Raw genomic sequence first — 23412 nt, 5'->3', positions numbered from 1 at the left:
TCATTAACCCGTCAATTCATCGGAAACGTTTATTCTAAAGACTGTTCCTTTTTCCGAGTGTTCATATATATAATCTGTATCCAGGTTGTCTGCAAAGGCTGCAATCAGGCATTCGGATACTGCGGCGTTACCATCCTGGAGACCTTCCTTCCTCGGGCTGGCATTGCAAGTATATTCGATTGTAACATTTTTTCCGAGGCGTGAAACAGATATGATGATGTCAAGGGTGTCCGGTTCATAGTTTATGTGTGATGATGATACTAGCTCATGGAGTAGGAGTGCCATCTCAAGGGCCTTGGATACGTTTACATTCTCCTCGTCCATACCTGCGAAAAGCTTGATGCAGTCATTGCCGGAGCATAGGTTTGTTTCCATGACATCGATGGTGTTGCGTATGAAACGAACGAAGGGTACCTTACTCTCCTCCTGAATCGAGGGGACGGAGAGCTGATGGATTGTTCCCATGATCTTGATCCTGCGTGAGATGGTTTCCACAAAGAGTTTGCCCTCTTTTGAGAACTCATCCGGATACATATAAAGCAGACTGTCGATTATCTGCAGGTTATTGTAAACCCTATGCTTTATTTCATTTACAAGGGAATCCTTTTCGTTGAGGTGCTCCGTTAGAAGGGTGTTCAGCTGTATGAGTTCTCGCCTGTTTTTCCCGAAATACACCAGTATAATACCAAGCCCGGTAATGAGCGACATTATGGAGCCGATGAAGAAGCCCCACGGTGCAAAGTCATGGTTGTTTACCAGAAAGGGGTAATCAAACTTGTGCAGTCCCCATAGTACCATAGCGGCGGACAGGATATGAATTCCAGAGCCCAGCTTGCTTCTCAGGGTGAGGAATGCAAGGCCGGAGGCTATGGTAGCTATTCCAATATAAAAGAAGGCCGCACTGACTGCTGTGAGCGGAGTCACAACGCCGAATACTGCTGATACGGAGACAGCGGCGGCAACTATAGCTCCGATTAACCAGCCGTTTCCTAGTCTCTTGCCTGTGAAGCAGTAAACACCGTAGACAAGGAGGTAGCCGCTAAGGATTACAAAGAGATGGTGTAAGGTTGCAACAAAGTAGGGTGCATCGGCGGGGGTGAAGGCCTTGAGGATGAACCTTGCAGCATATATGGCCCATGAGCCTGTTATGTATATGAAGCAGCGGTCTTTTTCCTGGGTGTATAGATAGAAGAACACAAAGGTGAGCATCAGTGCTGTGATAAAAGTGAAAAGTATACCTGTCGTTTGCCACATATGTTCCTCTAATCCGTGTTCAGACGTTATGAGATCTTGTATTATATTGGTATGCATGGCTTAGGAAGCCTGCATCCCTCGAACTGTTGGGCTGTTAAAAAAAAACTGAATGAACCACTGCTTATAAGGTCATGTGAATACTGCATATTATGTAAACTAATAATATTGAGTAATCGAACGTTGCGCAATGGTTAATTCTGTTTTTGCCCCTTCATTCCTTTGACTACCATACAAATAAAGCTGAAATATTAAAAAAGTCGCTTCCCACAGAGCTATTCAGTATATAGCGGAGAGGCTGGATTCTTTTATTATCATTCTTTTAAGTTAAATCTTGCGCTTTTTGTCAGAACTATATTATAAAGATGTCAAATTATTTACCGTAGGGGTATCCATGACTTCGTCGCAGACGTTTGCTCTTTTTTCAGGGCTTTTCGGTGGCCTTGGTTTGTTCATCTTCGGAATGAAGCTTATGTCGGAGGGTTTGCAGAAATCCGCCGGACAGGGGCTTAAAAGAATCCTGGAAAAGCTTACAAGCAACAGGGTGGTAGGGACCATCGTTGGTCTTGCTGTAACGGCTGTTATACAAAGCTCATCGGCCACAACGGTTATGGTGGTCGGCTTTGTGAACGCCGGTCTTATGAACCTCACCCAGTCATTGAGCGTTGTTCTTGGAGCTAATCTCGGAACCACAATAACAGCTCAGCTAATCGCATTCAAGATATCAAAGCTTGCGCTCCCCGCCGTTGCATTAGGTGTGGGTCTAAGGATGTTCTCAAAACAGCATCAGAGGCAGTACCTTGGTGAGATACTTGTTGGTTTTGGCTTGGTATTTCTTGGTATGACAACGATGAAGAGCGGCTTTGTCCCCCTGCGTGAATCCGCAGAGTTCCGTGATATGTTCGTTCTTTTTTCATCGAACCCGATTATGGCCGTTGCCGCTGGTGCTTTGCTCACTGTTGTTGTTCAATCCAGCTCGGCAACCATCGGTATAACCATAGCACTTGCAAGTACAGGACTAATAGACTTCTACGGGGCGGCGGCTCTTGTGCTTGGCGAGAACATCGGAACAACGATTACGGCAAACCTTGCCGCCATCGGTACTAACAGGCCGGCGAGGCAGGCCGCCTTTGGACATTTCCTCTTTAACTTCTTCGGGGTTGTTTATATGCTGGTGTTCCTAAAGCTCATGATAGGGGCTGTGGACTACTTTACGCCATTTTCACCCGACTACGTCGATGCCTCCGGTGCAAAGCCTTATATAGCAAGGCATATCGCAAACCTGCATACAGCTTTCAACCTCATCAATATGGTAATCTTCCTTCCGCTCCTGAGTTATCTGGCGATGGTATGCGAGAAGGTTATCAAGCCGAAGGATTCGGATAAAAAGAAGATCGTGCGCCTCGGTGATAACATCATGAGCACCCCTGCCATAGCTGTGGAGCAGGCTAAGAAAGAGGTTCTGCGTATGAGCGAATACACGGCAGAGATGGTGCGGATTAACCGGAAAGCCCTTGTGGAGGGTGATTTCTCAAAACTGAAGGATATCGAAAAGCTTGAGGGGTATCTGGACGATTTCGACCATGAGATATCCGCATTCCTTGTTAAGCTCTCCAAGCGAAACATCAGCGAATACTCTGCAAACAGCATAAACAAGATGCACCACATCGTGCACAACCTTGAGAAGATAGGGGATTATTCAGAGAATATCTATTCCTGCGCAAAGAAGGTCCGCAAGGGTAAGATAGAGTTTTCAGAGGATGCCGTTACCGAGCTTGATGAGATTTTCAGCGTTGTGGAACGTTTCTTCGCTTCCACTGTAAAGGAATACGAGCTTACAGACAGTTCAGAAAGCGTTGATACCGAGGATGAGGACACCATCGATACCATGCGCAAGAAGTTTAAGAAGAACCATATGAAGAGGCTGAGCAGCGGCTCATGCAGCATCGATGCGGGTATTGTCTATGTGGATGTGCTCAACCATCTTGAAAAGATCGGTGATCATACCTTCAATATCGCCCAGGCGATAACCGAAGGGAACCCCTCCGGTGAAGAGCCTGCGGCTGAGGGCTAGGAATATTCGTGGAGGAGCACCGAGACCCTGAAGGTGTTTCCTCCTCTATCGTTTTCCTCATGGTAGATGTTTCCATCGTAGAGCCTGCAGATGTGCTTTACGATGGAGAGCCCGAGCCCTGTGCTGGATTTATTCTTATTCCTTGATTTGGAAACTGTGTAGAACCTTTCGAAGATCCTTTTCCTCTCCGCTTTGGGTATCGGGGGGCCTCCGTCCGAAACCTCTATAACAAGGGATTCACCGTTGTAGTCCATAGCTACGCCGATGTAGTCACCACCTGAGTATGATATGGCGTTGTCTATGAGGTTCGTGAGCAGACTGCTTAGGTGGGCACGGTTGAAGAGGACCTCCTTGTCGGGGGATTCAAAACGCACTCCGGTGGGGAACTTGTCTTTGTAGTATTCCTTCAGTTCCTCAGTGAACTCGGAGAGATTTATCCCCTCTCTTTCCCCTCTGTGCCTGCTGTCCATATTCTCATAGCGATGCAGTTCTATCACATCGTTGATTATGTTGTTAAGCTGGTTTGCGGAGGAGAGGATCTTGTTTGTGAACCGTTCCCTGTCCTCCTCCTTCATCTCTTTATGGTTTGCGAGGGTTTCTGCATAACCCATTGCGAGGGCAAGGGGAGTTTTGAGCTCGTGGGATATGTTTGTGATAAGCTCGTTTTTGTATCTTTCGTATCGCTCGCTGTCCGTAATATCCTGAAATACGGCTATGCGGCTTTTTTCAAGAATCCTTATGTATACCTCGAATACCCCGTCCTTCATCTCGTAGATCTTAGATGTGTCTGTCTCTGTGGAAAGAACATCTTTAATGAAGACGATACTGTCCATGTCTGTAACCCTGTCCAGGATCTTGTCACCGGGCTCTATACTGCTCTGCAGGATTTTTTGTGAGCTCTCGTTTGCGATGAGGACACCCCCTTCGGCGTCCATCTTGATGATTCCCTCTTCAAGGAGGTTAACAAGCTCGTTAAGCTCCTTTTTCTCATCTCTCAGAACAGACTTCTGATTCTCAAGGGCGTGGTAGGTTCTGTATATGAGGCTTGCAACCTTGTGCATTATTCTGCTTTTGAAAATTGGGAAATCGGGCATGCTACCCTTTTCGATCTCGTTTACAATCCGGCTCAGCTTAACAACGGGACGGCTTACCCTGAGGCTGATATAGAAGAGCACAGCCATAAGAACAACGAGTAGCAATACAAAAGAGAGGTAAGTGTGCTCACGCACCCTGTCTTTGAGTATCTCAACGTATCGCATGGGGTAGGAGAGGCGCAGTATATACTCGCCGTTATCCATCCTCTTGGCGTAGTAGATCATCCTTTCGCCAGTGGAAGTGCTGAAGCGTTTCTCGATACCTTCACCGCTTTTCATAGCCTTTCGTATCTCCGGTCTGCGCAGATGATTGTCCAGTTTTACGACCTCGTTGAAGTCCATGTACGAATCATCAAGTACGATGCCGTCCATGTTTATAAGCGTTATCCTGAGGGAGCTTTGGGAGGAAATGCGCCTGAGCCTTTCATGGGATTCCTCCAGAGGCATGGATAAAAGACCGGAATTCTCAAGAATTACCCACTTGTTCTTCAGCTCTGTGAGCAGCTCCTCTTCGGCGTTTTCCATCATTTTATTCTGGAATATATAGAACATAACCCCGGTAATTATGAGTACCGGGATGATAATGAATGAAAACAGCTTAATATATATGCGCACACTTTCCCCCTGATATAAAAAAAAGACGATATCTCTGTTCTGTATCCTTAGAAACAGACGCTATTTTCCCTATTATAGTTATGAATAATAATTAGTCAGCAATTTCTTGAATAAAATATTACAATTTCCTGAAAAAATAGACACAATTGAGGAGGGAAAGGGCAAAAAAAAAGCCCTCTTAAAAAAGAGGGCTTTAGAATCTTAGCTGTTTTAAGCTCAGTGGTTAATTAGATAACCTGAACGTTAGCAGCGGCTTTACCTTTTTCGGTATCAACGATATCAAACTGTACTCTTTCGCTTTCACGAAGAGTTTTGAATCCTGAACCGAGAATTGCGGAGTGGTGAACGAAGATGTCGTTGCCGTCTTCCTGTGTGATAAAACCGAAACCTTTGGCCTCATTAAACCATTTTACTGTACCTTGATTCATGTTGTCCTCTTTGAGCTTAACGATATATTTGGTGGATCATTTACTAGCAAAAATGAAACTGCTCGTTAATACGATTTGTTCGATACTGCTGATAAAATACTGCACCATTTAAGCTTCGAGACACACAATACTACATTTCAAAATAAACACAAGGACTTTCTTTTAGTTTTTCAAGATTATTTACACCGGAAGCTCCTGGTGATATTGTATTTCATACAGGAGGCGGACGATGAAACTAGCATTTCCCACCCTTTTCGTAAAGGACATAGAGCGTTCCAAGGACTTCTACACAGGCGTTATGGGCTTCAGGATAACTATGGACAGCGGCGTGTATGCCATCTTTGACGGTTCTGTCTCCATATGGCAGAGGGACAGCATAAGGGATGTTGTGGGTCTTAGTGATATACCGGAGGAGGGGGCGAGGTGTGAGCTCTGCTTCGAATCCAGGGATATAGAAATGGACTACGAGAATTTCAAGAAGAGCGGAACCGTCATCGTTAACGAACTGGCAGAACAACCGTGGAGACAACTTGTCTTCCGTGCTCTGGATCCGGACGGACATCTTATAGAGGTGGGCGAGCCCCTTAATTTTACAGTGAGAAGGCTTTTTATCAGCGGCATGAGCGATGAGGAGATTTCTGAAAGTACCACGATCCCCGTGGATACCGTACGTGTTATGAAGGAGCAGGACTGAGGACTTCTCAAGGGAAGATCGATATAACAATCCGCTTGTTCGCTACGTAGTCATTATCGCCCGAAGGATCGTTTCCGTCCCTTACCCAGAAGCGAACGGGGTATGTTCCTGTGGTGTCTGCCGGGGGCGTTCCGCCTATGGTTACATTGTCACCCCTTGTCCATGATGAGCCGGGGAGGTTACGGCAGTCCGTATCCACATGCACAGTTCCGGTGGAAGTTCTGAATGTGAGTATGTCCGGATCGGGGCTTGTCAGGTTCTCCTCCTCGATACACCATAGATAATCCTCACCGTTGGGCGGATCCAGCGGGAGACCGCCATCCGCATAAACAGAGGCTTTGTACTCCCTGCCTTCTGAGGCAAAGGGGAGCTCGCTGTTGAGTATCCTCAATCGTAACCCGGAGCAGTCCGCACCCCCTTTAAGTTCCTCAAGGTTGACCCATTCCGCAACATCGTCGTAGTCCCTGCTCATAGTGCCGTCCGCAGGGTAGTCATCCGCCTCAGCCCCTTGGGGGTAAATACGGATGATTCCGCCTGATACATCCGTTTGATGGTTCCTGTTATCCCCCCCGGAGATGACCGCAAAGGCTATGTCGTTTGTATCGCTATACACATTACACGATGAATCCGCACATCTCCTTATGGTCAAGCTGGTGGAGAGGAGTCTGCATGCGGGGTTCAGAAGTCCGCTGGAGCCGGTGAGCTCATGCGCATATATATAGCGCAGTTGTTTGTTTACTGCATCCAATGGCAGGGATACAGAGGAGGCGAAGCTTGAATTGTCAGGTATAGTGCCGGTATCTGCGGTGTAGGCACAGACAGCATCCTTGGCTCCTGCAGTTCTTTCCCTTGTTTTGGCAAGGTCCATATTTTTCATGGTCATAGTTAACAAGCCGGCACCGGCGGACACTACGAATCCGAGGATTATCAGAACGATGGCAAGCTCAAGGAGTGTAAAGCCCCTACTGTTTGCTGGTATTGATAATATTATGCCGAATACTTTCATTTCCGCCTTTAGTCACATCGTGTGTATAGATACTACCTAATGTTGATTGAATTTGTATATTTTCATTGTATATTAAATAATCACGATTTGCATTCGATTTTACGTTCCGTAAGTTTGCGTAACGTATAAGTATTTGCTGATTATATGGAAAAATATTCAAGGAAAGGTTTTGCTCTCATAGAGCTTGCCCTTGTGCTTATTGTCGCCGGAATCTTTGCCGGTTCCGCATTCCTTCTGGTACGCTACTCCCTTAATGTGTCTAGTATAAACGAAACGGAAATAAAGATAACCGAGAGTATTGAGCAGTTCGTTAATATCTCAGTATTTAACATGAGATTTCCAGATTCCGGTGAGATGCCAGCAGTTGTTGACAGCTGGGGGAGTAGTCTGGTCTATCTGCCTGCACAGAATGGGGGTACACCCGGGGACCTGTGTGTGAAATCCTCCGATCCGATAACGGTCAGGGAGTGCAGCGTTGAAGACTGCTCTGAATACAGGGAGACCCGTGATGCTGCAGCTGTATTCATAAGCCCCGGCGGTGACAGGATCATGCAGACGGAGGTAGCCGGCTCTACGGTTATCATCCCTGCACAAGGGGGCGTTACTGGTGGCAGGCCTTCGGATGATATAGCCGGCTGGATAAGCTATAGCGAACTTAAAGGAAGGGCGGACTGCACCTCTGGGGGTGTATCGGTAAAGAGGGGTTCTCCCCCCACTGCGTATCACGGCAGTTATTACGAGGCGGTGTTCAATGCGGAGGGCTTTCCCGCACAATGGTGTGCCTCCAGCGCTGACCCTGAGCTTGCGTCCCTTCTCTCCATTCCAGTGGACTGTTCCTCACCCTACGGCTGGCAGAGCGGAACATCACTTGTGCTCAGCGGTTATTACACCATGCCCGAGGGTAGTTCATCGGTTCATCCATTGAGTGTGTGCGTTCGTGATTCCTTCGGTCATGAAGACTGTGCAAGGTTCGTTGTTGAGGGGCACAGGCCGTACGAAATCCCGCCCGAGGGTGCCAGGGAAGGTTTTGGTGAGGATTCATTCGTTTTTATGGATAGAACGGGTGAGGACTCCGGTGAGATCTTCTACGAAACAGATAACGATAAACTGAACTTACCGGCTGTTGTTATGAGGAAGGATGAGGATTCCCCCAATACGTCCCTCTGCTCATGGAGCCGTGATACCTACATGTTTAACAGCCATCTGCGTTTGTACTACAAGTTTGCCGTTTCCCCGAAAGATACTGACCCTTTCAGCGAGGGTACAGAGACAGGGGGGCTTTCCCTCCTCTTTTACGACAGCGGTCTCACACCCGGAGAGGATTTCACCTGCGGAACCTCCGGTGATACAGGTATATACGGCCTCACAGCTGGACCGGACTCCTTTGCCCTTGAGCATGACATGCGCCCCACATACCTGCTTGATTATCGTGATATGGAGGCGAAACCATCTAATCATACTGCGTTTATCCCTTGTAATGTCGAATATAACGGCGAACACCTCTGTCTCCCAGCCCATACAATCCCGGAGGTTCCTTCATGCCCGGGAACGGCTTGCTATGAGGGTGAAACGGCGACATGGACCGAGGACGAGGGGGTACACTCCGTCCGTGTGGAGCTGAGAAAGGGGTATAACGGTGACTGTACATCACCCGGCACCAATGGTATGCTTTTCCTCGCATGGGTGGACTGCACAAGATGTTCCGATACATCCATACAATTTAACGGCAGCCCTCCGATGGTGAAGACGTGCATAGAGTCACCCCCCGAGGGGGTAGGGTTTGGGTTTGCCGCAGCCGTTGATCCCGGAGGGGAGGTGATTACCGCCCCCTTTTCCTTTGATCACGATTAACCGAAGAAAAGTTTATTAACATTGAAATAGTGCCTATGTAGGCTATACTTCAGTAGTTAAACAATTCTCTGAGGTCGAGTGTGTCAAAAAACAACCAAAACAGTGAATCAGCAGTACTTAAGGGCATAACGCTGTACTTTATTGATAAAACCTCTGAATGCGGCAAATATCCGGCCTGTGCCGCTGATGCGGGAGCCTTGATTAAAGACTTCCCGGATTTATCCCCGTTATACCATGAAGAAAAACCGGATATTGCTGTTGTGTGCTGTGAGGAATGTTGCACTGAATCCATTGGTGATTATAGGGAATTTTGTGGCAGCTACACCGCACTCATTCTGATGATAAAAAAGGATAAGCTGGAGATTATACCCGATGCTCTTGATCTCGGTGTGGACGGCTTCATCATTGAACCATGCACACCGGAAACCTTCGTTCGTACAGTTTTGAAATATGCTGAAACGGTTAGAGGCAGGCGTGAACATATAAACAAGAACCGTGCCCTCGAAGAGAGTATGAACAAGTTGCAGGCAGTGACGGATAATATCGGTGAAGGGATATATGTTCTCGATGAAAAAAGCAGATTGACCTTTATTAACCCCCACGCCGTAAAGCTTTTGGGTTACTCTCCCGGCGAGCTCGAGGGGAAAAGGGTGCACGGAATCCTCCATAGCGAAGAGGGGAGCGACAACCTTGCACCTGCGGACTGCAGGATATGCGGTACTGTCAAAACGGGGGAGGTTTTCACTGCCGAGATTGACACGATGCGCACAAAGGATGGCCGTTTAATAGATGTGGAATTCACCGTTACGCCTGTTATGGAAGAAGGGAGGCCGGTGGGCTCTGTAACCGTTTTCCGAGATATAACCGAAAGCTTGAAGACACGGGAGGCGGATGAGCGTATGAGTAACCTCTCCCTTTCGATTGCCCGTATTTCTAGCATCCTTCTGTCGGATCTTGATAAATCAGACGTGATAAGGTTTGCTGTAAAATCGCTGGGTGAGGCGACCCAGAGTGACGGCGTAATCTTCTACTCCCTTGCCTACGGCGAGGATACAATATCTGCCGTACCCGAAGAGTACTGGAGGATCAGCGAGGGGGAAACCAGCATTACCGAGGTTGTTATCAGCGAACGTGAGGGATGGTACGAAAGGCTTCTGAGCGGTGAATGTATCATAGAATCCGCCAGCAGACCGGGTGACATCGTCAACAGCTTCGGTATCAAATCCGTTTTGGTGGTTCCCATCGTTATGGGGGGTATGCTCAAGAACATACTGGTTCTTTACAACAGGCACATCGAAAGGGACTGGAGCGATAAGGAGGTTTCTTCCCTTATCTCCGTGGCGGGGAACATAGAGCAGGGTGTGGTGAACCGTGAGATAGAGAAGCGGCTCAAGAAGAGCGAACGAAAGTACAGGGAAATAATAAACAACACCCAGGAGGGCTTCCTGCTCGTTAACAAGTTCGGGCAGATCATTGATGCGAATGATTCCCTCTCACGTATAACAGGCTATGCTAAACATGAAATGCTGGGTAAAACCCCGGCTATGTTTTATAAAGATGATGAACTTGAGAGGTTTAAGGAACGCTTCGGCAGAAGATTTGTTCAAAAGCACCGTTCCTATGAGTTTGAAGTAACCACAAAAAGCGGTAAGAAGAAGAGTATCATAAGCCACTCCACAACACTGGATGACAAGGCTGCGGAAGGTGGAGCTTTCGCATTCCTTACGGACATCACAGACCAAAAACAGAATGAACGTAGAATCAAGTATATAAACAGTTTTCTCGAGGGCTATAAAGAGGCGCTCGATCAGAGTGCCATAGTTATAAAGACGGATCGCTCCGGTATCATAACCCATATAAACAACAAGCTGTGCACCGTGACGGGGTGCAGTGAGAGTAATATTATCGGCAGACACTGCAGTTTCCTCTGGAATTCGAACCGAAGGGAGGTCTTCAGAAAAGAGATATGGGATACCCTGAAGGCGAAGGACCTCTGGCAGGGAACGATAGAGCATGTTCGCAGTGACGGCGAAAAGGTTTACCTTGAAACAACCATAGTACCCATCACAGATGATCATGGTGATGTGGTGGAGTTTATCCATATCTGTCATGATGTTTCAAACCTCAAATCCCTTGTTAAGAGTGCTACTATTGCAGAACAGGCAAAGACAGCCTTCCTTGCGAACATGAGCCATGAGATAAGAACGCCCCTCCATGCAATAATCGGCTTCTTGGAGATGATGGAGAACACATCCCTTAGTACAGAGCAGGAGGACTACGTCAAGATAGTCAGCAAGAGTGCCGAAAGCCTCCTGAGTATAATTAACGACATACTGGATATAACGAAGATAGAGAACAATCGTCTTGATACGGAGGTGCTCCCCTTCGAGACGGCTGCGGTATTTGAGAACGCATGCGAGCTTTTCATCTTCAAAGGGAGGGAGAAGGGGGTTGCGCTCAGGGTGTTCATAGATCCTAAACTCCCCGCTAAGCTGGCTGGTGATGCTCTTCGGATAAAGCAGGTTGTATCCAATCTTCTCAGTAATGCGGTTAAATTCACCGAAACAGGTGGCGAGATACTCCTTCGTGTTGATATGAAGGAGAGCACGAAGGATTATACAATTGTCGAAGTAAGCGTTGAGGACAGCGGCATAGGTATAGATGAAACCAGCAGGGAGAAGATCTTTGAGGCGTTTAATCAGGCGGACAGCTCCATAACAAGAAGGTTCGGCGGCACAGGACTTGGACTTTCCATCTCCTCCAGCCTTGTTTCCATTATGGGTGGAGAGCTCACGATGAAGAGTGAGCCCGGGGTTGGGAGCAGTTTCAGTTTTATGCTGAAGCTTGACAATGTATCAAAAGATTCTCTGGCGGACCTTTCCGGTGAACCCGAAGTTTGCATTAATATCCCCGAAAGCAGGGGGCCGCTCCTTGAGCTGGTTCACGATATTGTCAAGAGGAGCGGAGCGGAGATCAGGTATTTCAACTCCGATGAACTCCCCTTTGAGGAGGGTTTTGTTATGCTCTGCAATACCTCCGAAGGGTTCGATTATATTGAAAGACATGCCGAGGGGCTGAAGGGGAGGATATGCCTCATAGTTTCGGACCATGAGCCGGAGATCCTGTTCAGCTTCGATGATGTACATATTGAGATGCTTGTTTCCCCGATTTATCCCACCCGCCTCTGTGATGTAATCAGAAGCTACCAGGATGGGGTTTGCAGTGTTTCGGATATCCCCGAAGAACCCTCCGAAGATAAGTTTTCTGTCAAGGTTCTTATCGCCGAAGACCATGAAATAAACCAAGAGCTTATCGCTATTGTTATGCGTGGGCTGGGAGCGGATGTTCATATTGCCTCGAATGGAAAAGAGGCGTGTGATATATTTAAGAGAGAGGATTTCGACCTTATTTTCATGGATGTCAATATGCCCGTTATGGACGGCCTGGAGTCCACCCGTTGTATCATAGAAGAGGAAAAGCGCACCGGCAGAGAGCACACTCCGATAATCGCACTTACAGCAAATGCCGTAAAGGGTGACAGGGAGCGTTTCCTTGAGGCGGGGATGGATGACTACATTGCCAAGCCCTTCACAAGCTCCAGGCTTAAGAAGGTTATACGCAAGTATGTTAATCCTTCGGGTGAAGGTGCTTCGGAGAAGGATAGGCTTTATGACGAGCTGGAATCGGATCTCGGGATAGAAAGATCCAGCCTCGGCAGGCTTGTGGAGCTTTTCTTTGAGCATGCCGAGACGGGGGTATCGGAGATAGTCAAGGCGGCCGAGAGATCGGACCATGAAACGATTGTGCGTCAGGCCCACAGGATAAAGGGGGCTGCGCTAAACCTCAAGTTCAGAGATATCGGCAGAGTTGCCAGGGATATAGAGGCGATGGGCATGGCGTGCACATCTGAGAGCTACGGAATTGTTATTACCGAGCTAAACAGGGAGCTGAGAAGGTTAAGAGAGCTTCTGGAGAAGAACTAACTATAGTATATAAAGCAGGGAGTAAGCGATGATTAAGGGGATAGTTACAGCTGTATGCGCAGTTCTTTTTTCGGCATATGCCTTTGCGGGTGTTGCGGTATTCGAAAAGATTTCAGGTACCGATGGTGTAACCTACTACGAAGACGGAAAGGTCGCCGCCTATGAAAATGGCCGTATGCAGAGCCTCATAGATACGGGTGCTGGGGTTATATATACCATAGACCACGAGAACAGAAGGGTAGCCAAAGGTACCTTTCAGGAGATGGAGCAGGTTTCCAGGCAGGCACAGAAGGCAATGGATGCCATGATGGCCGACCCGCAGATGGGTGCAATGATGAAAAAAAGGCAGGAAGCACTTAAAAGCATCAAGGTGAACGTAAAAAAGAAGGGTACAAGGGATATTGCGGGTTACCCCTGCACCGAATACGTTTTTACAGCGGATGTACAGGGCTTTGAAACAGTGGGATGCTACTCCGGAAAGCTTATGGATAAGATATCCAAAGAGATCGACTCCGGCTCCATGAAAAAGCTTATGGAGATGACCGGAGGCTTTATGGAAACAGGGGTCTCTGACATCATCGAGAAGAAGACGATGGAATACTCCCTTGAAGGTTTTACCCTTTACGAGAAAACAACTGTGAACACCGGCGGTGTAACCGATTCCGATGAAAGTGTCGTAACAAAAATCGAAGAAAAGAGCATACCTGGTAGTCGTTTTGATCTGCCTCAGGGTTACAGCACGGTATCCATGATGGAGCTCTTCGGCGCAGGTATGTAGAAGGGATTAATCGGGGAGGGGGATCAGGATCTCAAAGGCGGCTCCATTTTTGGTGTTAAATGCCTCCAGTCTCCCTTTCAGGTGCTTTTCTATTATCATTTTTGAGATGTAAAGCCCGTTACCCTGACCATCGGGTTTTGTGGTGAAATAGGGCTCAAACACCTTCTTGACGGGACTCACAGTTATTCCCCCTGCGTTATCCGTTATAAGGAGCGATGCGCACTCCTCCCTGACGGATATCTCAAACGTCATCTCTCTGTTTTCGGGGGGATTGTTTTTAAGAGCGTCTCTGGCGTTGTGGAGGATATTCATAACCACCTGTGAAAGCTCGTTTCTGTTTACGAAAATAATCGAATCATGCTTCTTTAGAACCTCCCACCGGATCTCCTCTGAGATGTAGGATGCCTTGACGATGGTGATCGATTCTTCGAGTATTGTGGAGAGCCTTATGTGCTCCTTTCCCTGGGAAGGGGTGTTGAATTTTCTGAAGGTATCAATGGTTTCGGACATATATGCCAGTGTTTTGCCTGAATCTTCAAGGGCATCGGTAAGCTCTTCATCGGTAAGTGTTCCTCCCATGATACTAAGCTCAACGTTTGTCATAAGCCCTGAAAGCTTTGCAAGCGGCTGTCTCCACTGGTGGGCGATATTGTTTATCATCTCCCCCATCGATGCAAGCTTGGACTGCTCTATGAGCATCTGTTCCTGCTCCCTCTGGCGGTTGTCCGCGTTAAGACGTTCGCTTATATCCCTTATGAAATCGATGCCGTATCGTTTGTCTCCGACGTTGATGGTGAACCCTGTAACCTCTACAGGCACTTGTTCTCCCCCTTTGCGGCGAAGGTTCATCTCGATAATCTCACCGCCGGGGCCGTCTGAGTATTCGAGGATGTTCTGTGCGTTTATCTGGAGTTCGGTTCCCGGGTGCAGGGAGTCCTTGCGTATTTTTGTGAGCTCAGCGAGGCTGTAGCCTGTGAGCTCCTGTGCAGATTTATTAGCATCTCTGATGGTTCGGTGGGAGTATTCGTAGATGAGGATAGCATCCCTGGCTCCGTCAAAGAGGAGCTTATACTTGTCCTGTAGGCTTTTTATGTGCTCGTCGTTATCCTGTTTTTCCTTGGTGTAGTCACGAATCATACCTTCAGTACCCGTGACTTGCCCATATTCGTTATGAAATCGTTGGACAGTGAGAACCCCCCACCACTCCTCGCCGCTTTTTGATGTCATAGGTATTTTGAAATCGACAGTTTCACCGGCGAGACCCAGAATGGCTCGGACATCCCTGTTAAGAGCGGATGGATTTATGATGCTTTCGCTGAGTTTTCTGCCCGTAAGCTCTTCGGGTGAAAAACCGGTAATATTTTCAATATAATCACTTATGTATATCGTGTTTCCGAAGAGATCCTCACGGAAGTAAACCTCTTTAAATCTCTCTACGAAGTGACGAAAGTTCCTGCCTCCATAATCGTTTCCGAAGATGTAGCTCTCTCTGCACTCTTGGATTTTGAAGGATTTCTTCCTCTTGATCGGGGTTATTTCCACAAAGCTCCACATTCCACCCGGTTTTCGAAAAAAGCAGTGGAATGGCTCATAATTTTTGAAGGCTTCGTCGAAGCTGAAGTGGTAGTCACGGTGGATAAGGTCGTATATGTTTGCACCGATAATGTCTTCCGGCCGGAGCGCTGTTTCACCTTCGGTATTCTCTGCGCCGGTAACAGTATCCTTCTTGAATTCTATCAGAGGTTCCATTCAGAGCCCACCATATCGTTGATTTACTGATTATTACACAATGGATTCAATTTGGAAAGGGGGTCTCATACTTTCAGGCGCCTTGGTCCCCGAGTTAACAAATCCATGGGAGTTTAATGAACTAATGATTGTAAGTAAATTCGCATAGAATAAAAAAAATCTTCGGGTAATATATATAGGTATGACTCTTTACTGTTAGGGCTTTTAGGAAATTGGTCAGACCGAAAAAGGTTGATTTTTGCCTAAAAATTCTATAAGACAAAAGATGTTTTAAAACGCCAAACGCAGGGTAGCTATGAAATTTATAATTACATTCATTACAGTCCTGATCTTCTGGCTCATGCTTTCGGGTGAGTTCAAGCCGCTTCTTTTAGGCTTTGCCGTTGTTTACAGTGCCATTGTTGCCGTTATGACAAAGGATCTTTTCATGCGGGATGCGGATAAGGGCACTCCAGTAAGGCTGTTGAAGTTTTTTCTTTATCTCCCCTGGCTTATGAAGGAGATCCTTGTTGCTAATATTCAGGTGGTTAAGATAGTTCTCAGCCCCTCCATGCCCATCGACCCTGTTATGGTGAAAGAGGGGAGCGAGCTTAAGACGGATATCGGCCTTACCACGCTCGGTAACTCCATAACGCTTACACCGGGTACTGTAACGGTGGATATCGAGGATGGCGAGCTTCTTGTCCATGCCATCGATGCCGCTGCAGAGAAAGGCATTACGGACAGGGTTATCGAGAAAAAGGTCTTAGAAATAGAGAGGGCAGGATAATGTTTGATATATTCACTGTGATCGTAATCGTATCCGCTGCTCTGGTTCTGTTCAGGGCGGTTAAGGGACCGACAGTATTCGACAGGATTCTGGCTGTTAACCTATTGGGTACAAAAACAATAGTAATACTCGCACTCATAGGTTTTGTCTTCGGACGCCCCCATTTCATGGATCTTGCCCTTGTTTATGCGCTTATCAACTTCATCGGTACCATAGCACTGCTTAAGTACACCGAGAAGGGGAGGCTTGATTAGATGATAAACCTTGCTGACTACGGAGGGATGCTGTGGATGTTATAACAGTTATTAGCGGTGTTCTCGTTGCCGCAGGATGCTTCTTTATGGTGGTTGCCTCCATAGGAGTCCTCAGGCTTCCCGATTTCTATACAAGGCTTCACGCCGGTGGAAAGGCGGACACCCTCGGGCAGGGTTTGGTTTTCCTCGGGCTCATGGTTTATGAGGGTTTCAGCATAATCAGTCTTAAGATGCTTCTGATAGTGGTCTTTATCTTCATAGCAAACCCCACAGCAACCCATGCGGCGGCAAAGGCTGCCCACCTTTCCGGCCTTAAGCCATGGAGGAAGAAAAAATGATAATCGATATGCTCCTGCTTCTCTTCCTTATAGCTATTGCCATAGCAGTGGTCCGCACCACGGATATACTCGATGCAATTATCCTTCTCGGCGCATACAGCCTTTTTATGGCCCTTGTCTGGACAAACCTTAACGCCGTGGATGTAGCCTTCACAGAGGCCTCCGTGGGTGCCGGCATTACCACCGTTCTCATGATAGCCGCCCTGAGCAGAACTAAGCGCAAGGAGGATGTCTCAAACAGGATACCCGGCATGAGCATAAGGTTTGAGAAGGTTCTGCCCCTGATAATCGTTCTTGCAACTGGGGCGCTTCTTGTTTATGGAACCATTGATATGCCCGAATACGGATCCTATCAGGCACCTATTCACCAGCATGTGGCTCCGGAATATATCCACGAGGCAAAACATGAAACGGGGTCATACAACATAGTTACTTCCATCCTCGCAAGCTACAGAGGATACGATACCCTCGGTGAGACCACCGTTGTTTTCACCGCTGGTATCATACTTATCCTCCTGCTGAGGGGTAGAGGGAGGTCCGAAAATGAATGACAATAATATAATTATCAGAACGGTGACGAGGTTCCTCCTCCCGTTCATACAGATATTCGCCCTTTACGTTATCGCCCACGGAGAGCTCGGTCCCGGCGGAGGGTTCCAGGGGGGCGTTATATTCGGCGCAGGTATCGTCCTTGTGGCCCTTGCCTACGGTAAAGAGAAGGCGAGAAGCATAGTGAGCACCACATGGAGCGATGCCCTTAACTCAGCCGGAGTGCTCGTTTACGCAGGTATAGGCGTTATCTGCATGCTCCTCGGCGGCATGTTCCTTGAGTACGGTGTCCTCCCCTTCGGCAATGCGGAGAAGGGGAACCACATGGGTATGATAGGCATCGAGATCGGGGTCGGAATAACGGTTGCGGCGGTTATCATGACCATATTCTTTGAGGCTGCGGAGAAGAATGATGATTGAGTTTATAATCGGAAAATACAACTACCTCATAGCCATTGTGCTTATGATGATAGGGTTTTATGCCATCATAGCCAAGAATAACCTCGTTAAGAAGGTTATCGGCATAAATATATTCCAGACAGCTGTCTTCCTTCTGTACATAAGCATAGCAAAGGTAAGCGGCGGAACGGCTCCCGTTCTCTGGAAGAAGGCGGAGTACTATGATAATCCGCTCCCCCATGTTCTTATCCTTACAGCCATCGTTGTGTCGGTGGCTACCACAGCGGTGGCGCTGGCTTTGATAATAAGGATCTATAAAAACTATGGAACCATCGAAGAAGATAAAATACGAGAGATACACGCTCAAAGGGTATCCGAGGCGAGTAAACAATGAATATAGCACAGCACTTTCCCATTCTTGCAGTTGTTATTCCGCTGATTGCCGTTCCCATCATCCCCCTTTTGGGGAGAATACACAGGGATATCAGCTGGGCGGCAGCGGCGGCGGCCGGCGGTGCCTCATTCTTTATCTCGGTCATCCTCACCCATGAGGTCTGGGTTAACGGCACTATATCCTATCAGCTCGGTGGCTGGACCCCTCCTAAGGGGATCGAATACAGGGTTGACCTTCTGGCCGCCTTCGTACTCATGGTTATCAGCTTTGTGGGATTTCTCTCCCTTCTTTACGCTAAGAAGAGCGTGGATAAGGAGATCGAACCACACAGGATCCCTTCTTTCTATGCGGTCTTTATACTTTTCCTTCTCGGCCTATACGGCATCGTGATAACCGGGGATATCTTTAACCTCTATGTCTTCCTTGAGATAACCTCCCTCGCCGGATACGCACTCATTGCTTCGGGCAAAAGGCGTTATTCGATTATGGCGAGCTTCAACTACCTTATCCTCGGAACCATAGCGGCGACCTTCGTGGTTCTTGGTATTGCATACCTCTACATGGCAACGGGTACGCTGAATATGCAGGATCTCTCCCAGAGACTGCCGGAGATGTATCAATCAAAGGTAGTTATAACCGGATTCGTCTTTATCGTTGTGGGACTGCTGGTGAAGATGGCTCTTTTCCCCCTTCACTTCTGGCTCCCCGATGCCTATAAATACTCTCCATCTGCGGTTAGCGCTGCTATGGCGGCAACGTCTACAAAGGTCGCTGCCTATGTGCTTATCCGAATGATGTTCACAGTTTTCGATATCGAGTTCAGCATCAGCGGTCTTCCTGTAACCCAGATACTTATGGTTCTGGCATGTATCGCCATCCTTGCGGGTTCGATTATCGCCATATCCCAGCAGAATATAAAGCTGATGCTCGCCTATTCGAGTGTGGGGCAGATAGGCTATATCGTCCTCGCTCTCGCCATGGTGAACGAGGTAGCCCTGACAGGCGGAATCGTTCATGTGCTCAACCATGCGATAATAAAGGGGGGGCTCTTCTTCTGTACGGGTGCAGTCGCCTATAAGCTGGGGACGGAAAAAATCTCCGACATGAAGGGGATCGGCAGAAGGATGCCCGTAACCGCCTTTGCCTTTACGATCTTCGCACTCTCAATAGTCGGCGTACCCCTTACGGCGGGCTTTGTTACCAAATGGTATCTCATAACAGGGGCGATAGCCTCCGGCCACTGGTTCGCCATCTCTGTAATACTACTAAGCTCACTGCTTACAGCAATATACTTCGGACGGGTAGTTAATGTGATGTATTTCGGTAAAACGGATGAAACCCCCGTTAAGGACGAGGCGCCGATGGGTATGCTTGTCCCGACACTCATTGCGGCGGCTCTCTGTATAGTTTTCGGCATTGCGGCTGAGATTCCTGTGGAGCTTGCCTCCGGAGCTGCGGATGCCCTCTTTGGAGGTGGGTCATGGAAGTAATCCATTCCACCGCGCCCCTCTATGCGATGCTGGTATCCCTCGGTGCTGTCTTTGCCATATATTTCTCCGGCAAAACGCCTAATCTGAGGGAGTTCTGGACCATAGCAGCGGCGTTTATCAAGTTCGGTATAGTTCTTTACATGGTCCCTGCTATTCTGCAGGGGAAGGAGATTGAGCTCACCCTTATTGAGGCGTATCCCGGCCTAGACATAATGTTCCGTGTGGATTCGCTGGGTCTCTTCTTCGCCCTTATGGCGTCATCACTATGGATCATCACCTCCTTTTACTCCATAAGCTACGTAAGGGCTATGAAGGAGCACGCTCAAACCAGATACTTTATGTGCTTCGCAGGTTCACTCTCCGCCACCATGGGTGCGGCATTTGCAGGGAACCTTTTTACCATGTATATATTCTACGAGATGCTCACCCTCTTTACATACCCTCTCATTCTCCATGAGGAGACGTCTGAGGCGTTCAGAGGAGCAAAGATATATCTTACCTACCTACTCGGTACATCCATAGCCTTCCTGCTCCCTGCGGTTCTCATAACCTATTTTGTTACCGGAACCACAGACTTCACGGCAGGGGGTCTCTTTGTTGAGGCGATGTCCGGCGGAACCTCTGCGGGTCTGCTGGGCTTCACCTTCTTCCTCTTCATCGCAGGTACGGCCAAGGCGGGTATCATGCCCTTTCACTCGTGGCTGCCGAATGCGATGGTTGCCCCCACTCCGGTAAGCTCCCTGCTCCATGCCGTGGCCGTTGTTAAGATGGGTGTATTCGTTGTTCTGAGGATTGTGCTCTTCGTCTTCGGTGTGGACCTGCTGAAGGATATCGGCGCAGGAACCGTTCTGGCCTATTTTGCATCGATTACGATCATCGTTTCCTCGATAATCGCCATGCGGCAGGACAACATTAAGGCGAGGCTCGCTTATTCCACCGTCAGCCAGCTTTCATACATAGTCGTGGGCGTTTCCCTTCTGAGCACATCCGCAGTGAAGGGGAGTATCATGCATATGATGGTGCACGGCTTCTCGAAGATCACGCTATTCTTCTGGGCGGGTGCGGTATATGTCGCCCTCGGTAAAAAATATATAAGCCAGATAAACGGTATCGCCAAGAAGATGCCCATATCCATGGCTATCTTCACTATCGGCGCACTGTCTCTCATCGGTATACCCCCGATGGCAGGCTTCATAAGCAAGTTTTACCTTATGAAAGGCGCAGTTGAGGCGGATATGCTCCCCATAGCCTTTGTATATGCCGGAAGTTCGTTCCTTAATGCGTGCTACTTCCTCCCCATCATATACATTGCCTACTTCAAGCCCCTTTCCGAGGATTTGAAGCCTGGCTATAAGGAAGCACCTGTTATGATGCTTGTTTCTATGATGATCACATCGTTTATGGTTTTTGTACTGTTTTTCTTCCCGAAGATACTCACAAGCTTCGCAGATATAGTAGCTGCGGGCATGGGCGGATATTAGGAGAATATTATGGGTGTTCATAAAAATAAGGACGGCTTTGAAGAGCTTAAACACGATGCCAAAGAGGGTTATATGCCGATATTTGTTGGCGTGCTGGCCATTATACTGGCATATCTCATATTCATATTTATGTACTACGGTGCGGAGAAGTTATGAGCGAAAATAAAGAGAAAAAAGGGATCTTTGACAACCCGAGGAATATAAAGATACTGCTCTACCTTCTTTATATACTTTGCGCTGTCTTTTTCCTTGCGGACCTTGTTGTGCACAACCACCCGTACTTCAGCTTTGAGAAGGCGATAGGTTTCTACGGGATGTACGGCTTCATTTCATATGTCGGCCTTGTTCTCTTCGCAAAATACGTAATCAGGCCGATCCTCATCCGCAAGGAGGACTACTATGAGTAGCATGATAATTCCACCCGTATTTTACTACCTTGCGGGTGCTCTCCTGCTGATGTTCATAAAGACCGAGCGCAGGGAGCTATTCTATCTGCGCAATGCCGTTCTTTTCGCCGTTCCGGTTATCAGCTTTCTGCATTTGATACAGATACCCGAGGGCGTTTACCTGCATTACAGCTTCCTTAGTATGGATCTTGCTCTTTTCCGCATAGATAAGCTTTCCCTTATCTTCGGCTATGCGTTTCTGATAGTCTCCGTTGCCGTAATATTTTACGGTATGCACCTCAGGAGCAGTAAGGAGTTTATAATCGGTCTTATATACGCCGGATGCGGGCTTGGTGCTGTTTTTGCATATGATCTCATAAGCCTCTATATATTCTGGGAGGTAATGACCGTAGCCTCAACCTTCCTCATCTGGCAGAAGAACACCGATGAAGCAACACAGGCGGGTTTCAGGTATTTCGTATTCCATCTTGCCGGCGGGCTTGCCCTGCTCATAGGCATTGTAATCTATATAATAACCACGGGTAATACAGCCTTCGAACACATGGGCTGGACCGATACGGGTACGTTTCTCATTATGATAGGCTTTGGCGTTAACGCAGCATGGCCCTTTCTCCACACATGGCTTGTGGACGTATACCCGAGGGCCAGCTTCCTCGGAACGGTTATGCTCTCTGTTTTTACAACAAAAACAGCGATTTACACCCTTGCCAGAGGGTTTGCCGGTGAGGAGATTCTCATCGTTGCAGGCGCTATTATGACTGCATTTCCCATCTTCTTTGCCGTGCTGGAGAACGACCTGCGTAAGGTGCTCTCATACTCGCTCATCAACCAGCTAGGTTTCATGGTTGTGGGTATCGGCGTGGGCACCGCCATGGCTGTTAATGCCGCCGTTGGGCAGGCGTTTGTGCATATCATGTTCAAATCCCTGCTCTTTATGGGGATGGGAGCTGTTCTTCATCAGACTGGGAAGATCAAGGCGAGCGAACTTGGTGGGCTGTATAAATACATGCCGATTACGACGATATTCACTATCATCGGCTCTGCCACTATATCCGCCTTTCCGCTCTTCTCCGCCTTTGTGACGAAGTCGATGATCCTTTCATCCGTTGCATATGAAGGTCTTGCCATTGTTTGGCTTGTGCTTCTCTTCGCATCGGCGGGTGTGCTTGACCACTCCGGTATCAAGATACCCTTCTTCGCATTCTTCGGGCACGACTCGGGTCTAAGGCCAAAGGAAGCACCTACTAACATGCTTATCGGGATGGGGATTCTCGCCTTCATCAGTATTTTTATCGGCGTCTACCCCCCTGCGATATATAATATTATGCCCTATGCTGTGGACTATAACCCCTACACGGGTGATCACGTTGTGGCGCAGATGCAGCTCCTGCTCTTCTCCATTCTGGCCTTCACTCTGCTGTTGAGGAGCGGAATGTATCCTGCGGAGATAAAGGCCATAAACCTCGATTTCGACTGGTTCTACAGGAAAGGTGCGAGGGCTTTTGTATGGGTTGTGGATAATCCGTTCATGGCTTTTATGAACAGGGCGAAGGTGCTTTTCTTCGAAGCTATACCTGTTACGCTCTCCCAGCTTAGCAAGAACCCGCTGGGGCTGTTGCTCTCAATGGTGTCCAATCCGGAGCAGAGGGTTCACATAAACCGCTGTATAATAAGCGAAAAGGATGCCTATCTCGACAGCATGAAGAAGCACTGGAGTATAGGTCTTTCGGTTATGCTGGTTATACTGTTTCTGATGGTGTATCTGCTGATATTCCTGTTCGTTTCCTAGGTATGGGAACAGGTTACTG

Annotated in this window: 21 protein-coding genes; 16 read left to right on the top strand and 5 right to left on the bottom strand. The window is 48.0% G+C overall.

Going from position 1 to position 23412, the window contains the following annotated elements:
• Positions 1–3: 3 nt before the first annotated feature.
• The gene (locus K300_RS0111950) at positions 4–1254 is read right to left on the bottom strand and encodes a histidine kinase dimerization/phosphoacceptor domain -containing protein (protein WP_022851908.1); all 1251 of its coding nucleotides are present in this window, start codon (positions 1252–1254) and stop codon (positions 4–6) included.
• A gap of 391 nt (positions 1255–1645) precedes the next feature.
• On the opposite strand from K300_RS0111950, the gene K300_RS0111945 reads away from it, so the two are divergent.
• Positions 1646–3325 carry a Na/Pi cotransporter family protein gene (locus tag K300_RS0111945; protein ID WP_022851907.1) on the top strand — a complete coding sequence of 560 codons (1680 nt, stop codon included), beginning with the start codon at positions 1646–1648 and terminating at the stop codon, positions 3323–3325.
• Here K300_RS0111945 and K300_RS0111940 read toward each other — a convergent pair.
• Positions 3322–5034, bottom strand: coding sequence for a sensor histidine kinase (locus tag K300_RS0111940; RefSeq protein WP_022851906.1), 1713 nt, complete (start codon positions 5032–5034; stop codon positions 3322–3324). The two genes, K300_RS0111945 and K300_RS0111940, sit on opposite strands and share 4 nt — an antisense overlap.
• Positions 5035–5261: 227 nt before the next feature.
• A complete protein-coding gene (locus K300_RS0111935; RefSeq protein ID WP_022851905.1) occupies positions 5262–5462 on the bottom strand; it encodes a cold-shock protein in 201 nt (66 codons plus the stop codon).
• Between the two features lie 229 nt (positions 5463–5691).
• Here K300_RS0111935 and K300_RS0111930 point away from each other — a divergent pair, with 229 nt between their 5' ends.
• Positions 5692–6156 (top strand): VOC family protein, encoded by a 465-nt coding sequence (locus K300_RS0111930; RefSeq protein ID WP_022851904.1) that lies wholly within the window; start codon positions 5692–5694, stop codon positions 6154–6156.
• Positions 6157–6163: 7 nt separating this feature from the next.
• Here the strand turns inward: K300_RS0111930 and K300_RS15575 are convergent, their stop codons facing one another.
• Positions 6164–7162, bottom strand: a complete 999-nt coding sequence (locus tag K300_RS15575) for a type II secretion system protein (protein WP_022851903.1) — start codon at positions 7160–7162, stop codon at positions 6164–6166.
• Positions 7163–7306: 144 nt separating this feature from the next.
• Here K300_RS15575 and K300_RS0111920 point away from each other — a divergent pair, with 144 nt between their 5' ends.
• The 3 genes from K300_RS0111920 (at position 7307) to K300_RS0111910 (ending at position 13774) form a co-directional block, all read left to right on the top strand.
• On the top strand, positions 7307–9013 hold the full coding sequence (locus tag K300_RS0111920) for a type II secretion system protein (RefSeq protein ID WP_022851902.1): 1707 nt from the start codon (positions 7307–7309) through the stop codon (positions 9011–9013).
• A gap of 338 nt (positions 9014–9351) precedes the next feature.
• Positions 9352–12996 carry a PAS domain S-box protein gene (locus K300_RS0111915; RefSeq protein ID WP_155827616.1) on the top strand — a complete coding sequence of 1215 codons (3645 nt, stop codon included), beginning with the start codon at positions 9352–9354 and terminating at the stop codon, positions 12994–12996.
• A gap of 28 nt (positions 12997–13024) precedes the next feature.
• On the top strand, positions 13025–13774 hold the full coding sequence (locus K300_RS0111910; RefSeq protein WP_022851900.1) for a DUF4412 domain-containing protein: 750 nt from the start codon (positions 13025–13027) through the stop codon (positions 13772–13774).
• 6 nt (positions 13775–13780) lie between these two features.
• Here the strand turns inward: K300_RS0111910 and K300_RS16375 are convergent, their stop codons facing one another.
• Positions 13781–15523 (bottom strand): PAS domain-containing sensor histidine kinase, encoded by a 1743-nt coding sequence (locus tag K300_RS16375; RefSeq protein ID WP_022851899.1) that lies wholly within the window; start codon positions 15521–15523, stop codon positions 13781–13783.
• 295 nt (positions 15524–15818) lie between these two features.
• Here K300_RS16375 and K300_RS0111900 point away from each other — a divergent pair, with 295 nt between their 5' ends.
• From K300_RS0111900 to K300_RS0111850, 11 genes are read left to right on the top strand one after another with little or no spacing between them, the layout of a single operon-like run.
• Positions 15819–16292, top strand: coding sequence for a Na+/H+ antiporter subunit E (locus K300_RS0111900; protein ID WP_022851898.1), 474 nt, complete (start codon positions 15819–15821; stop codon positions 16290–16292).
• Entirely contained in the window at positions 16292–16546 is a 255-nt protein-coding gene (locus tag K300_RS0111895) for an MrpF/PhaF family protein (RefSeq protein WP_022851897.1), read from the top strand. The genes K300_RS0111900 and K300_RS0111895 overlap by 1 nt, the downstream gene beginning before the upstream one ends.
• Positions 16547–16578: 32 nt before the next feature.
• Positions 16579–16884, top strand: a complete 306-nt coding sequence (gene mnhG, locus K300_RS0111890) for a monovalent cation/H(+) antiporter subunit G (protein WP_022851896.1) — start codon at positions 16579–16581, stop codon at positions 16882–16884.
• Positions 16881–17435, top strand: coding sequence for a DUF4040 domain-containing protein (locus K300_RS0111885; protein ID WP_026836445.1), 555 nt, complete (start codon positions 16881–16883; stop codon positions 17433–17435). The genes mnhG and K300_RS0111885 overlap by 4 nt, the downstream gene beginning before the upstream one ends.
• Positions 17428–17853 carry a Na(+)/H(+) antiporter subunit B gene (locus K300_RS0111880; RefSeq protein ID WP_026836444.1) on the top strand — a complete coding sequence of 142 codons (426 nt, stop codon included), beginning with the start codon at positions 17428–17430 and terminating at the stop codon, positions 17851–17853. Before K300_RS0111885 ends, K300_RS0111880 begins: the two co-directional genes overlap by 8 nt.
• The gene (locus K300_RS0111875) at positions 17846–18226 is read left to right on the top strand and encodes a cation:proton antiporter subunit C (protein ID WP_022851895.1); all 381 of its coding nucleotides are present in this window, start codon (positions 17846–17848) and stop codon (positions 18224–18226) included. The genes K300_RS0111880 and K300_RS0111875 overlap by 8 nt, the downstream gene beginning before the upstream one ends.
• On the top strand, positions 18223–19716 hold the full coding sequence (locus K300_RS0111870; protein ID WP_022851894.1) for a monovalent cation/H+ antiporter subunit D family protein: 1494 nt from the start codon (positions 18223–18225) through the stop codon (positions 19714–19716). Before K300_RS0111875 ends, K300_RS0111870 begins: the two co-directional genes overlap by 4 nt.
• A complete protein-coding gene (locus K300_RS0111865) occupies positions 19707–21197 on the top strand; it encodes a monovalent cation/H+ antiporter subunit D family protein (protein WP_022851893.1) in 1491 nt (496 codons plus the stop codon). The genes K300_RS0111870 and K300_RS0111865 overlap by 10 nt, the downstream gene beginning before the upstream one ends.
• A 9-nt stretch (positions 21198–21206) precedes the next feature.
• Positions 21207–21353, top strand: a complete 147-nt coding sequence (locus tag K300_RS16780; RefSeq protein WP_022851892.1) for a hypothetical protein — start codon at positions 21207–21209, stop codon at positions 21351–21353.
• Complete coding sequence (locus K300_RS0111855) at positions 21350–21604, top strand: hypothetical protein (protein ID WP_022851891.1); 255 nt, start codon at positions 21350–21352, stop codon at positions 21602–21604. The genes K300_RS16780 and K300_RS0111855 overlap by 4 nt, the downstream gene beginning before the upstream one ends.
• Positions 21597–23393: a Na(+)/H(+) antiporter subunit D gene (locus K300_RS0111850; RefSeq protein WP_022851890.1), complete on the top strand. Its 1797-nt coding sequence runs from the start codon at positions 21597–21599 to the stop codon at positions 23391–23393. The genes K300_RS0111855 and K300_RS0111850 overlap by 8 nt, the downstream gene beginning before the upstream one ends.
• Positions 23394–23412 lie beyond the last annotated feature (19 nt).

The organism is Limisalsivibrio acetivorans (assembly GCF_000421105.1).
Classification (GTDB): domain Bacteria; phylum Chrysiogenota; class Deferribacteres; order Deferribacterales; family Geovibrionaceae; genus Limisalsivibrio; species Limisalsivibrio acetivorans.
Note: the sequence above shows the minus strand (reverse complement) of the source record. Positions and strands in the feature narration are given on the sequence as shown.

Excerpts from the sequence above, each read along its gene's own strand:
- K300_RS16375 (WP_022851899.1), bottom strand. The coding sequence starts at position 15,523 with ATGGAACCTCTGATAGAATTCAAGAAGGATACTGTTACCGGCGCAGAG.
- K300_RS0111920 (WP_022851902.1), top strand. The coding sequence starts at position 7,307 with ATGGAAAAATATTCAAGGAAAGGTTTTGCTCTCATAGAGCTTGCCCTT.
- K300_RS0111865 (WP_022851893.1), top strand. The coding sequence starts at position 19,707 with ATGGAAGTAATCCATTCCACCGCGCCCCTCTATGCGATGCTGGTATCC.
- K300_RS0111870 (WP_022851894.1), top strand. The coding sequence starts at position 18,223 with ATGAATATAGCACAGCACTTTCCCATTCTTGCAGTTGTTATTCCGCTG.
- K300_RS0111930 (WP_022851904.1), top strand. The coding sequence starts at position 5,692 with ATGAAACTAGCATTTCCCACCCTTTTCGTAAAGGACATAGAGCGTTCC.
- K300_RS0111855 (WP_022851891.1), top strand. The coding sequence starts at position 21,350 with ATGAGCGAAAATAAAGAGAAAAAAGGGATCTTTGACAACCCGAGGAAT.
- K300_RS0111850 (WP_022851890.1), top strand. The coding sequence starts at position 21,597 with ATGAGTAGCATGATAATTCCACCCGTATTTTACTACCTTGCGGGTGCT.
- K300_RS0111945 (WP_022851907.1), top strand. The coding sequence starts at position 1,646 with ATGACTTCGTCGCAGACGTTTGCTCTTTTTTCAGGGCTTTTCGGTGGC.
- K300_RS0111910 (WP_022851900.1), top strand. The coding sequence starts at position 13,025 with ATGATTAAGGGGATAGTTACAGCTGTATGCGCAGTTCTTTTTTCGGCA.
- K300_RS0111885 (WP_026836445.1), top strand. The coding sequence starts at position 16,881 with ATGATAATCGATATGCTCCTGCTTCTCTTCCTTATAGCTATTGCCATA.
- K300_RS0111895 (WP_022851897.1), top strand. The coding sequence starts at position 16,292 with ATGTTTGATATATTCACTGTGATCGTAATCGTATCCGCTGCTCTGGTT.
- K300_RS0111950 (WP_022851908.1), bottom strand. The coding sequence starts at position 1,254 with ATGTGGCAAACGACAGGTATACTTTTCACTTTTATCACAGCACTGATG.
- K300_RS15575 (WP_022851903.1), bottom strand. The coding sequence starts at position 7,162 with ATGAAAGTATTCGGCATAATATTATCAATACCAGCAAACAGTAGGGGC.
- K300_RS0111900 (WP_022851898.1), top strand. The coding sequence starts at position 15,819 with ATGAAATTTATAATTACATTCATTACAGTCCTGATCTTCTGGCTCATG.
- K300_RS0111880 (WP_026836444.1), top strand. The coding sequence starts at position 17,428 with ATGAATGACAATAATATAATTATCAGAACGGTGACGAGGTTCCTCCTC.
- K300_RS0111875 (WP_022851895.1), top strand. The coding sequence starts at position 17,846 with ATGATTGAGTTTATAATCGGAAAATACAACTACCTCATAGCCATTGTG.
- K300_RS16780 (WP_022851892.1), top strand. The coding sequence starts at position 21,207 with ATGGGTGTTCATAAAAATAAGGACGGCTTTGAAGAGCTTAAACACGAT.
- K300_RS0111915 (WP_155827616.1), top strand. The coding sequence starts at position 9,352 with ATGATAAAAAAGGATAAGCTGGAGATTATACCCGATGCTCTTGATCTC.
- K300_RS0111935 (WP_022851905.1), bottom strand. The coding sequence starts at position 5,462 with ATGAATCAAGGTACAGTAAAATGGTTTAATGAGGCCAAAGGTTTCGGT.